The following is an 11,931-nucleotide window of genomic DNA, read 5'->3' on the forward strand; positions in this document are numbered from 1 at the left end:
GGGTATCTCAGCTTTCCGGCCGCGTGGCGATGAAGAGCGCCGAGCCGAGCATGACGGCGGCGACGATGGCCGCCCGCAATGGCGGCGGCTCGCTCAGGAACCAGAAAGCGGCGTAGCTGACGGACATGGCCGAAAGCGCCGCGATCTTGGCTTTGCGGGCGATTGCGCCGCGTTCGCGCCATCGCCGCAGGGAAGGCCCGAATCTGGGGTGGGCCAGCAGCCAGGCCTCGAGTTTTGGCGAAGAGCGGGAAAAACACCAGAGCGCCAGAAGCAGAAAGGGCGTGGTGGGCAAAACGGGAAGAAACGCGCCGACAATGCCGGTCGCGACCATAAGCCAGCCAAGACAGAGGTATAAAAGGCGCATGCCTAGCCGGTATCATGAGTTCATCACTCAGGATAGGGCGGCGGGCTCAAAACCATGCGGTCCCGTTGCCGCAGGTTCCGGCCGCACCGGAAAAACCAAGGGGTTCTTGCCATCACATTTGCCGTGATCGGGCGGCTACGTCCTGTCGCAGAGCGCCTTTAGGGTTGAAAGCGCGACGCTCAGTCTTTATCCCCTTGGGCCGCGATGCCCGGAGCATAACCGGGCTGTCAACAGGAAGAAGAAGGAAAACACCATGGCCAAGCTGATCCACTCGATGGTCCGGGTGCTGGACGAAAAGCGTTCGGTGGAATTTTACAAACAGGCTTTCGGCCTTGAAATTGCGGAACGCGCCGAGTTCGAGAATTTCACGCTGATCTATCTCAGCAATGCCGAGGGCGATTTCGAGCTGGAGCTTACCGTCAACCGCGGCCGCGAAGTGCCCTATGCGCTGGGCGATGGTTATGGCCACCTTGCCGTCAGCGTTGCCGATGTGGACGCCGAACACCAGCGCTTCACCGAGATCGGCCTTTCTCCCGGCAAGATCATCGAGGCCGATTACAAGGGCCAGCCTTTCGCAAAATACTTTTTCATCTGCGATCCGGATGGTTACAAGATCGAAGTGCTGCAGCGCGGCAACCGGTTCAAATAAACTCCAATGGAGGCGGGCATGGCAGAGGCAGGCGTGAAACTCGAAGACAGCTGGAAACGCGTTCTTTCCGGCGAATTCGCCAACCCCTACATGCTCAAGCTGAAGGAGTTCCTGCTTGCCGAAAAGACCGCCGGCAAGCGCATCTTCCCGAAGGGCGCGGAATATTTCCGGGCTCTCGATCTGACGCCTCTCGATGAGGTCAAGGTCGTCATTTTGGGCCAGGACCCCTATCACGGGCTCGGTCAGGCGCATGGGCTGTGTTTTTCCGTCCAGCCGGGCGTGCGCATTCCGCCTTCGCTCGTCAATATTTACAAGGAATTGCAGAGCGATCTCGGCATTCGCCCCGTCGGTCACGGCTTTCTGGAAAGCTGGGCCAAACAGGGCGTACTTCTGCTCAACAGCGTGCTGACGGTGGAAGAGTCCCGCGCCGCCTCGCATCAGGGGCAGGGCTGGGAAAAATTCACCGACGCCGTCATCCGCGCCGTCAACGACGAATGCGACCATGTGGTCTTCCTGCTCTGGGGTTCCTATGCCCAGAAGAAGGCGGCTTTTGTGGATCAGCGCAAGCACCTCGTGCTGCGCTCGCCGCATCCGTCCCCGCTTTCCGCCCATAACGGCTTTTTCGGCAATGGCCATTTTTCCAAGGCAAACGCCTTTCTCGCCTCCCATGGCCGCCAGCCGATCGACTGGCAATTGCCGGAAACGGCGGGAAGCGACAAAAACCTTCTCTAGATACTCATAAAATACCTTTACGCTTTGCGGTTGTCGGGATTAAAGATAACCGGACTACAAAGTGAAGGATTATGCCCGTGTCTCTGCTGTCTGCCGAAACCTCCGTCTCGCTGCCCGATCCGCTGTCGATCGTCGATGCTTTCGAGGATCATTTTTCCGAGCATATGGAGATGGAACGCGAAGGCGCTACGGTGCGGTTCAAGACGGAATACGGCCATGGCAGCTTCAGCGCCGAAGGCGGCCGTTTCGCCGCAAGTGTCAGCTGCATTTCCGAACATATATTGATGTCGGTGAAGGCCATGGTGGCCGAACATATCGTCGAATTCTCCGGCGAGACCGGGCTGGATTTCCGCTGGAGCGGCCATGGCGCGCAACAGCGTGAATTGCCCAATCTTTTTGTCGGCAAGGTCGCCCGCGCCTATAATCTGACGCCGCATATGCGCCGGCTGGTCGTGTCGGTCGAAAGCGGCATCGAAAGGCTGCTGACCGGCGGCATGCATGTGCGGCTGCTTTTGGTGCCGGATCAGGCGCGTGCGCCGGTCTGGCCCTATCTCGCCCCCACCGGCGCCATCGTCTGGCCGGCCAATGACGATTTCCTGACGCGGCGCGTCTATACGATCCGCTCCGGCGACATCGCCCGCGGCGAGGTGGATATCGATTTTGTCATGCATGAAGGCGACCATATGCCGGGTGCGACCTTCGGCGCGACGGCAAAACCGGGTGACGTTGTCGGCATCATCGGCCCGAGCGGTACCTGCCCGGAGGCGGATCGCTACGTCTTTGCCGGCGACGAAACCGCACTGCCGGTAATGCTGCGCATGGCCGCCGAAATGCCGGCCGGCAAGGTGCTGCGCGTTTATGCCGAGATCGACGACGAGGCCGAGCGGCAGGAGATCGTCTGCGCTGCCAATGTCGAGTGGACATGGCTTTATCGCCGCGGCAAGCCCGCCGGCACCACCGGCCTCATCGAAAAGGCGTTGCGTGACCACGCCTGGAGCGCCGACCATGAAGGCCTGCATGTCTTCGTCGCCTGCGAGAAATCCGAGGCGAGGGCGGCAAAATCCTTCCTGACCGATGAGATCGCCCTGCCGAAGGCGGCGCTGCGCGCCGTCGGTTATTGGACCATGGGTGTCGCCGACGACCACTGATCGTTGACGCCAGGAGTGATCCGGCATCCAAATCTACGTCTTCTTTTTGTGAACAATCCGTTCGGATTGTTCTCTCTGTACGACGCGGCATTCTTACCCCATTTTCGGCTCATGAAACACGGCGGGCTCCTTTCCGGGGCCGGTGAGCCGAAAGGGGTTTATCATGCTCAACCAGATCAAGGGCCTGCACCACGTCACCTCGATGGCGGCGAGCGCGCGCCAGAACAACAGCTTTTTCACCGATACGCTCGGCCTGCGCCGGGTGAAGAAGACGGTCAATTTCGACGCGCCTGACGTCTATCATCTCTATTATGGCGATGAGGTCGGCACGCCCGGCTCCGTCATGACCTATTTTCCGTTCCCGCACATCGCCCGCGGCCGTCCCGGCACCGGCGAGGTTGGCACGACGCTGTTTTCCGTTCCGGAAGGATCGCTCGGCTACTGGCAGGACCGTCTTTCCAAAGCCGGTGTCGATGGCCTGAAGGCCGATGAGGCCTTCGGCAACAAGCGCCTGCATTTTGCAGGTCCCGATGGCGACGGTTTTGCGCTGGTCGAGGTCAGGGACGACAACCGTGCGCAATGGATCGGCAATGGCGTCGGCGCGGATCAGGCGATCCATGGTTTTCAGGGTGCCTCGCTGCGACTTCGCGATGAAGGTGCAACGGCCGAGCTCCTGAAATTCATGGGCTATCAGGAAGTGGATCGTCAGGATGGCGTTCTGCGCCTCGGCATTGCCGGCGGCAACGGCGCCGACTTTATCGACATCGAAACCATGCCGAATATTTCGGGCGCACGCCTGGGAGCAGGCTCCGTGCACCACATCGCCTTTGCGGTCGAAAACCGCGAAAAGCAGCTGGAGGTGCGCAAGGCGCTGATGGATACCGGCTATCAGGTCACCCCCGTCATCGACCGCGATTATTTCTGGGCGATCTATTTCCGCACGCCGGGCGGCGTGCTGTTCGAAGTGGCCACCAACGAACCGGGTTTCGACCGCGACGAGGACACTGCCCATCTCGGCGAGGCGCTGAAGCTGCCGACCCAGCATGCGCATCTGCGCTCCGTGCTGGAAGAGCATCTTGAGCCGCTGGGGGACGAGAAGGCGGTTTGACCGCTCAATAGCGTTTGGCAGGACATTGCCACGTATTTCTTCTCCCCGTTTGGGGAGAAGGTGGCCCGAAGGGTCGGATGAGGGGGCAACGCTCACGATGGACCGCACCCTTGCCCCTCATCCCGCTGCCGCGGACTTCTCCCCGGCGGGGAGAAGAAGCAAGCCGCGTCCATTCGCTCCATCTGATCGCCCTGCCTGGCCGAAGAGGCCGTGCGGAAGCCGTTAAACCTCCTCCTTTCAGAAAGGGATTCTCCCATGACCAAGGACAGCTATTTCCACAAATCCCGCGCCGGCCTCGCAGGCGCACCGCTTTTCGTTCTGCTGCACGGCACGGGCGGCGATGAGAACCAGTTTTTCGATTTCGGCTCGCGTCTGTTGCCTGAGGCCACCATTCTTTCGCCGGTCGGCGATGTTTCCGAGCACGGTGCGGCGCGTTTTTTCCGCCGTACGGGCGAAGGCGTCTACGACATGGCCGATCTTCAGCGGGCGACCGTCAAGATGGCGGATTTCATCAAGGCGAACCGGGAACATTATCAGGCCGGTCCGGTCATCGGCCTCGGCTTTTCCAATGGCGCGAATATCCTCGCCAATGTACTGATCGAACAGCCCGGGCTTTTCGACGCTGCGGTGCTGATGCATCCGCTCATCCCGTTCGAACCGGAAATTTCGCCGGCCAAAGCCACCCGCCGGGTGCTGATCACGGCCGGCGAGCGTGATCCGATCTGCCCGGTGCCGCTGACGAAGGCGCTGGGAGAGAGCCTCAAGGCGCAGGGCGGTACGGTGGAAACCGTGTGGCATCCGGGCGGGCATGAGATACGCTCCGGCGAGATCGACGCGGTCAGGGCATTTCTGGCGGCTTACGGGGAATAGGCGTATGGCTGCACAGCTGTTCTCCGTCTGGCGCAACCGTTCCGGCACGATGCCGCTCCGGACAAAACGTCATCCTCGGGCTTGACCCGAGGATCCACCGCCCGGCGTGACCATGGATCCTCGGGTCAAGCCCGAGGATGACGGCGGAGGTCTGCTACTCCGTCCCCCGTTCTCCAGTGAATTTGTCGAGTCTCACCTCAGCGATAGCCGCATTGCTGCAGCTGCGCCTCGTAGCGCAGCGCCATGTTGGCGGAGCGGCGGGCGGCCTTCTGGACGCCGGAATTGTTGCGCCAGCTGCCCTTCGCATAACCGGCATGGCCGGAATAATAGGCGAGGTAGAGATTATAGGGGTCGTTCAGCGAAATGCCGTTCTCGCGGCGGCTCTTGGCGTGATACCAGCCGACGAAGTGGATGGCGTCGGTGAAATCGGTGCGGCTTGCCGACCAGCGGCCTGTTTCACGCTGGTAAACACCCCATGTGCCATCAAGCGCCTGCGCATAACCATAGGCGGTCGACTGGCGTTTCCACGGAATGAAGCCGAGAAGCTTGGTGCGCGGCGGTCGCGCATAGGGGCGGAAGGCGGATTCGGTATAGATCGTCGCCATCATGACAGGCACGGGCACGCCGAATTCCCGCTCGGCCGCTTTCGCGTCGCGCCGCCAGTTGTTGAAGATGCCGTTGCGCTGCTCGAAAATCGCACAGGCATTGGTCACCTGCGACGGTGCGGTGGCGCAGCCGGCCAGAACGAGCATCAGAAAAACAACGGCAAATACGCCACGCATAACGGAACCCTTTCGTTCCGCTATTCTTAAATTGCTAACCATTAACGTCGGGTTTTAAGACAAGGTTAATTCAAATGCCGCCGATCGGGCGGCCGTTAACCCGCTGAAAATTCCTGTGGCCGGGATGGGGCGAGGCCGCCTCCCGAGCGCCTTTTTTCAAGAAGCGTTCATCCCCGCACGTCCACGGTGCCGCCGGCCCGGCTATACTTGGTCCATCCCGGTCATCAGGCGTGCGCGCGGCGCAGGATGGACGGGGCAGGCGGCCGAAACCGGGGAGTTTCCCGATGTCACGGTTGAGGCGGCCGGCCTATGCCCATCCTCCAAACAGGAACCGGTTTGGCGGGCGGGTCATATGTTTCAAGCCGGGGCCGCATCGTCTGCAAACCCTGCAATACCCTTTGATACCCCCGCAGCGATGCGGCCCCCTTATCGCTTCCCGACGTTGCCGCGGAATTCGCGGTGACGATATCGGCGCATATTCGAAAAAGAGCGCTCGCTGTACAAAAATGAAAACCGATAAAATTGTAGCAATCAGCTTAAAGCCCCTGAAAACAGTGCTGTGCCATTGTGGGATCACAGACGGGGAGCGGCCTCTGAACGAGACGCTCCACAATGAAATCGAGACCGGCACAAGCCGGCGGATCGCCAAACGGGGTATGAAATGCTGAAGAAGATTATTGCTGCCGCCATCTGCGGAATTGCCGTCGCTTCCATGTCCACCCATGCCGATGCGGCTGGCGCTGCCGGTTTTGCCCGCGGTTTTGCCGCCGTCGAGAAGTCTGCGGTGACGCAGATCGGTGTTTCCGCGCCTGATGGTTTCGATGGCTGCGTTCTTTCCGCCGGCCAATGCGTCTCCACCATCGCCGCGCCGCTGACGGGTGAGCGCCGCGAGGAGCTGCTGCGCGTCAACCGCGATGTGAACGCCACCATGGGCGCACTCGACGATTATTTCTCCGGTTTTGCAACCGATGTTCCGGCAACACCGTCGTTGAGCCTTGGCGATTGCGGCGATTGCGCGGCGATCAAGCGCACCGCCCTTGCCGGCGCCGGCTGGTCTTCCAGCGCGCTGCGCCTTGCCTTTTCGCTGAACAATGACGGATCGCTCGAAAAAGTGCTGATCGTCACCACCGACAAGGGCGATATCGTCCTTGGCAACGCCGTCCTTTCTCCGGCCAAGCGCGAAACCGCGCTCTGACCTTTCGTTCGAGCATCGGAAAGATTTTCGGTCCGATGCTCCATTCTTTCATGCCTGCCAGACTGCGCCGGTTTTCCTGATCCTGTTGGTTCAGGAAGCCGGCGATTTTTTTCGTTCGGCCACGGCAATGCCTGCCAGCGCCATGATGAGAGCCATAACCTGGTAGGTATGCAGCGTTTCGCTGAGCACGACGACGGAAAGCAGCGTGCCGAAGACCGGCACGAGGTTGATGAAGAGGCCGGCGCGGTTGGCGCCGATCTGCTCCACACCCTTGATGTAGAGGATCTGCGCGATGAGCGACGCAAAAATGGCGGCATAGACCACCAGCACCCAACCCTTCTGATCCGGCCAGATGACGCTGTCGCGCGACATTTCCCAGAAGACCAGTGGTACCGAGGTGAGGAGGGCGAAAAAGGCGGGGATGGCCATCAGCGTGCGCCAGTCGACGGCCGGTTTCCAGCGCAGGATGACGGTGTAGATGGCATAGACCAGCACGGCGAGCAGCATGACGGCGTCGCCGACATTCATTTCCAGTTGCAGCAGCGAGACCGGATCGCCATGCGAGGCGAGAAGCGCCACACCTGATATGGTGAGGCAGAAGCCGGCGATCTGGCCGAACAGCACGCGGGTGCGGAACAGCATGAAATTCAGCACGAAGATGACCATGGGAATGCCGGCCTGGATGACGGCGGCATTGATGGCCGAGGTGTGTTGCAGGGCCGTGTAGAGAAACACGTTGAAGGCGGTATAACCGACGCTGCCGAGCACGAAGAAATAGGGCAGGCGTTTTTTCACCACCGGCCAGTCCCTGATAAGCTGCGGTACGGAAATGGCGAAGATGATGGCGACGGCGAAGACCCAGCGCAGGAAGGTGAAGGCCATGGGGCTGATGTGGCCGACGGCCAGCTTGCCGGCAACGGTGTTGCCGCCCCAGCAGAGCGTGGCGATGATGAGGGCGATATAGGCTTTGGAGGGCACGCTGATGTTTCGCTTCTTCACGGGGCGGGAAAACGGCTAAGGGGTGAATGGCGGTCTTGCGCCCGCGCCTGGCCCCCACGGGGCGAGATAATGCGGGAAATCCGCGCCTTGTCACGGAAAAAGCAAAATTCTCCATAAGAAACAGGGTCGCTTTCCGTAAAACAACACAGTATACATTCGCGGGTTTGGGTTTCCCATCGGGTTATCGGGCGCGCAAGCGCCATGAGCAGGAAAGCAAGAAATGACGAATGTTGTGGTGGTCGGCTCGCAATGGGGCGACGAAGGCAAAGGCAAGATTGTCGACTGGCTGTCCGAGCGGGCAGATGTCGTCGTGCGGTATCAGGGCGGCCATAATGCCGGCCATACGCTTGTCATCGATGGCATCAGCTACAAGCTTTCGCTTCTGCCCTCCGGCGTCGTGCGTCCCGGCAAGCTCGCCGTCATCGGCAATGGCGTCGTGGTCGATCCGCATGCACTGATCGCCGAAATCGGCCGTCTGGAAGCGCAGGGCGTGAAGGTTACCCCGGAAAACCTGCGTATTGCCGACAATGCCACCCTCATTCTTTCGCTGCACCGCGAGCTTGATGGCATGCGCGAAGATGCGGCCTCCAACAGCGGCACGAAGATCGGCACCACCCGCCGCGGCATCGGCCCGGCCTATGAAGACAAGGTTGGCCGCCGCGCCATCCGCGTCATGGACCTCGCCGACATGGAGGCGCTTTCCGCTAAGGTCGACCGCATCCTGACGCATCATAACGCGCTGCGTCGTGGTTTCGGCGCGACCGAGGTTTCGCACGAGACGATCATGGAAGAGCTGGGCTCGATTGCCGAGCGCATCCTGCCGTTCAGCGAAACCGTCTGGCTGCTGCTCGACAAGAAGCGTCGCGCCGGTGCGCGCATCCTGTTCGAGGGCGCTCAAGGCTCGCTGCTCGATATCGACCATGGCACATACCCCTATGTGACCTCTTCCAACACGGTTGCCGGCCAGGCCGCCGCCGGTTCGGGCATGGGTCCGGGTTCGCTGGGTTATATTCTCGGCATTACCAAGGCTTACACCACCCGCGTCGGCGAGGGCCCGTTCCCGACAGAGCTGAACGACGAGATCGGCCAGTTCCTGGGCGAAAAGGGCCATGAATTCGGCACCGTCACCGGCCGCAAGCGCCGCTGCGGCTGGTTTGACGCCGCACTGGTGCGCCAGTCGGTCGCCACCAACGGCATTACCGGCATCGCGCTCACCAAGCTTGATGTTCTCGACGGTCTCGACGAGCTGAAAATCTGCGTCGGCTACAAGCTTGACGGGCAGGAAATCGACCATCTTCCGGCCAGCCAGGGCGCGCAGGCGCGTGTCGAGCCGATCTACATCACGCTGGAAGGCTGGAAGGAATCTACCGTCGGTGCCCGAAAATGGGCGGATTTGCCTGCTCAGGCAATCAAATATGTCCGTCAGGTCGAGGAATTGATCGGGGCGCCTGTCGCACTTCTGTCGACAAGTCCGGAGCGTGACGACACCATACTTGTGACTGATCCGTTTGAGGATTAATGTCCTCGGCGATCTAGATTCATAAACCATATCGGGCCGGTACGTCGCCGGTCACGACGAGAAAGTGCTTATGGCGGATTTTGTAGCAGTCATTCGCAAGGCCGTGGATGGCTTGGCGAACAATACTCCCGAAAACCGGGCGAAGGTTTACGACAAGGCGCGCAGTGCTGTTGTGCGCCAACTCGAGAATATGAAGCCACGTCCGCCGGAAGAATTGTTGCGCCGGCAGATCGCCAAGCTGGACGCTGCCATATCAGAGGTGGACAGCGAATATGCCGAGGCGCTTCCGGCGCTTGAGGATGATGACGCTGTCTCGCCGGCTGCGGAAGAGACGGCGGCATCCTATCACCAGCAGGATGCTGCCGACGAAGACGCGGCCCGCGCCGCCGAGCCGGAACAGGCTGCCGAAGCGGAACCCGTCGCCGACCGCGAAGAGGAGCGGCACGAGCCGGCCTATGAGGAACCGGTATCGGTTGAGGCCGAAGAGCCGAAGCCCGTTTACGAAGAGCCCGCCCATCACGACGAAACCCGGCACGACGCCCACGCTCTTGATGACGAGCGGCATTATGGTGAGCGTGAGCCGGAAGAGCTTTATGATGCGCCGGAACCGGCGCACGCCGCACCGGCCCGGGCAGCCGCTTCCCACGAGGAGGTCGGCACCTATTTTACCCGCGCTGAAGAAGAGCCGGTTCAGCAGCTGCACGACGACCATGTGGAGCCTGAAACGGCGCCCGTCCCCGCCGATGATTCCGTTCCCTCCCATTGGGCGCAGCCGGTGGATGAGGACGACTGGCGCAAGCTCGACGAAGCGCGGGACGACGATGTGCGTCCGGTTGCCGGCGAATATGAGGATATCGGCAATGAGGGCGGCGAACGCCCGCTTGTGGCCGGTTATGCCGCACAGCATTATCAGGAACCGGAAGTCAGTTTCGAGCCGGCCCCTTACGAAAAGGATGAGCGGCGCGAGGCGGACGACCATTTGGGCCCGGCCGCTGTGGAGCATGCTCCGGTGTTCGGCGGCCGGCACGATTTTTCCGAGCCCCGCCAGGCGGAAGAGGCAGCCCCGAAAAAGGCGGCTGTTGTCGAGGATTTCTCGTCCTATTTTCAGGATGCGGATATTGCCATTCCCGCCAAGGGCGCGCCGGCACTGCCGCGCGCGGATAACGATCCCTTCGGCGATCAGGCTGCGGCAAAGGACAACAAGGAACGCACGCCCTGGGACGATCTGGACGAGCTGATCGGTTATGACGGCGCGTCGTCCTCCAGCCGTCAGGCTTCGGACGAAACGAACGGTGTGGGCGCCGCCGCCGCGACACCCGCCTATATGGTCAAGAAGAAGCCGCGCCGCAATTATGCGTCGGTTGTGCTCGCCCTCGTCGGCGTGGCGCTGCTGGCCGGCGGCGGTTATGCCGTGTGGATGAACCGCGATGCGCTGAACGATATGGTCGGCGGGCTGGTCAGCTCTGCACAGAACGGCGGCACCAGCCAGACGGCTTCGAACGGTATGGGTGAGGCGCAGACCTCGACACCGCCGGCGACCCAGCAGCCGCCCGCCACGGGGCAGCAGCCGACAACCCCGACCAACCATCAGACGCCGACCCATGGCGATGACGGCTCCGTCACCGGCACAAAGTTTACCCAGCGGCTTCTGGCCGACGGCACCGAGCGTGACGAGGGCCCGGCGCCGGGCGCGAACGGCCAGCCGGTTACGGCGGAAGGCCAGTCGGTCTATGAGCAGAATGTCGCGCCGCCGCCTGCGGGCGAGGCTCCGGCCAACAATGCCGGTGCGCCGGCTGGAACGCCTGCCGGCACACCGCCGGCGCAGCAGCCTGCCGCCGCCGCCGGCGACCGCATGTTCCTTTATGAGGAAGTGCTGGGTCAGACGGTGCCGACCGCCATTCAGGGCAGCGTTTCCTGGTCGCTGCAGCAGGAAAATGATGCGGAAGGCAAACCTTCGCCGACCGTGCAGGGCCAGATCACCGTTCCCGGCCGTGGCCTCAGCGCGCTGATCACCTTCAAGCGCAATACCGATCCGTCGCTGCCGGCCAGCCATCTGATCGAGATCGTCTTCTCGGTTTCACCCGGCTTCGAAGGCGGCGCTATCGACAGCGTGCAGCGCATCGCGATGAAGAGCACCGAGCAGGATCGTGGCAACGCGCTGATCGCGGTTCCGGCCAAGATCACCGACGATTTCCACATGATCGCGCTCAACGACTTCCCGGATGCGATGAAGACCAATCTGGAGCTTCTGAAGAGCCGTAACTGGATCGACATTCCTGTTTCCTACCGCAATGGCCGGCGTGCGCTGCTGACCCTGCAAAAGGGCAATGACGGCATCGCCGCCTTCGACAAGGCGCTCAGCGAATGGGCGGCGGCGACGCCGGCGACGGGCGGTCAATAAGGATTGAAAGGGCGGCTCGGGCCGCCCTTTTTGTTATATGGCAAAAAGGGCGACGTGCTTGTGGAATGGCTGCGGCGTTGTCTTTGCTTTGTCGGGTGATGGGTTTTGGTGATGTGGGTGGGTGCGGCTCACCCCCCTCTGCCCTGCCGGGCATCTCCCCCACA

General features: G+C 61.6%; 11 protein-coding genes. 8 read left to right on the forward strand and 3 right to left on the reverse strand.

What is annotated here, in order from left to right; translation table 11 throughout:
- Positions 1–7: 7 nt before the first annotated feature.
- On the reverse strand, positions 8–364 hold the full coding sequence (locus N5D22_RS26315; RefSeq protein ID WP_149741208.1) for a YbaN family protein: 357 nt from the start codon (positions 362–364) through the stop codon (positions 8–10).
- Positions 365–617: 253 nt separating this feature from the next.
- Here N5D22_RS26315 and N5D22_RS26320 point away from each other — a divergent pair, with 253 nt between their 5' ends.
- The 5 genes from N5D22_RS26320 to N5D22_RS26340 all read left to right on the forward strand — a co-directional run bounded on the left by N5D22_RS26320 (position 618) and on the right by N5D22_RS26340 (position 4,871).
- Entirely contained in the window at positions 618–1,013 is a 396-nt protein-coding gene (locus tag N5D22_RS26320; RefSeq protein WP_279657974.1) for a VOC family protein, read from the forward strand.
- 18 nt (positions 1,014–1,031) lie between these two features.
- On the forward strand, positions 1,032–1,745 hold the full coding sequence (gene ung / locus N5D22_RS26325; RefSeq protein WP_279657975.1) for a uracil-DNA glycosylase: 714 nt from the start codon (positions 1,032–1,034) through the stop codon (positions 1,743–1,745).
- Positions 1,746–1,816: 71 nt separating this feature from the next.
- Positions 1,817–2,893: a DUF2218 domain-containing protein gene (locus tag N5D22_RS26330; RefSeq protein WP_279657976.1), complete on the forward strand. Its 1,077-nt coding sequence runs from the start codon at positions 1,817–1,819 to the stop codon at positions 2,891–2,893.
- Between the two features lie 163 nt (positions 2,894–3,056).
- Positions 3,057–4,001, forward strand: a complete 945-nt coding sequence (locus N5D22_RS26335; protein ID WP_279657978.1) for a VOC family protein — start codon at positions 3,057–3,059, stop codon at positions 3,999–4,001.
- A gap of 255 nt (positions 4,002–4,256) precedes the next feature.
- Entirely contained in the window at positions 4,257–4,871 is a 615-nt protein-coding gene (locus N5D22_RS26340; RefSeq protein ID WP_279657980.1) for an alpha/beta hydrolase, read from the forward strand.
- A gap of 197 nt (positions 4,872–5,068) precedes the next feature.
- Here the strand turns inward: N5D22_RS26340 and N5D22_RS26345 are convergent, their stop codons facing one another.
- Positions 5,069–5,653, reverse strand: a complete 585-nt coding sequence (locus tag N5D22_RS26345) for a transglycosylase SLT domain-containing protein (protein ID WP_035228041.1) — start codon at positions 5,651–5,653, stop codon at positions 5,069–5,071.
- A 661-nt stretch (positions 5,654–6,314) separates the two neighbouring features.
- Here N5D22_RS26345 and N5D22_RS26350 point away from each other — a divergent pair.
- Positions 6,315–6,848 carry a transglutaminase-like cysteine peptidase gene (locus N5D22_RS26350; RefSeq protein ID WP_279657981.1) on the forward strand — a complete coding sequence of 178 codons (534 nt, stop codon included), beginning with the start codon at positions 6,315–6,317 and terminating at the stop codon, positions 6,846–6,848.
- Between the two features lie 90 nt (positions 6,849–6,938).
- Here N5D22_RS26350 and N5D22_RS26355 read toward each other — a convergent pair whose 3' ends face one another.
- Positions 6,939–7,826: a DMT family transporter gene (locus N5D22_RS26355; RefSeq protein WP_279657982.1), complete on the reverse strand. Its 888-nt coding sequence runs from the start codon at positions 7,824–7,826 to the stop codon at positions 6,939–6,941.
- 241 nt (positions 7,827–8,067) lie between these two features.
- On the opposite strand from N5D22_RS26355, the gene N5D22_RS26360 reads away from it, so the two are divergent.
- Positions 8,068–9,366 carry an adenylosuccinate synthase gene (locus N5D22_RS26360; RefSeq protein WP_046801505.1) on the forward strand — a complete coding sequence of 433 codons (1,299 nt, stop codon included), beginning with the start codon at positions 8,068–8,070 and terminating at the stop codon, positions 9,364–9,366.
- 70 nt (positions 9,367–9,436) lie between these two features.
- A complete protein-coding gene (locus N5D22_RS26365) occupies positions 9,437–11,767 on the forward strand; it encodes a hypothetical protein (RefSeq protein ID WP_279657983.1) in 2,331 nt (776 codons plus the stop codon).
- Positions 11,768–11,931: the final 164 nt, after the last annotated feature.

Source organism: Agrobacterium sp. GD03872, assembly GCF_029840625.1.
Lineage (GTDB): Bacteria > Pseudomonadota > Alphaproteobacteria > Rhizobiales > Rhizobiaceae > Agrobacterium > Agrobacterium fabrum_A.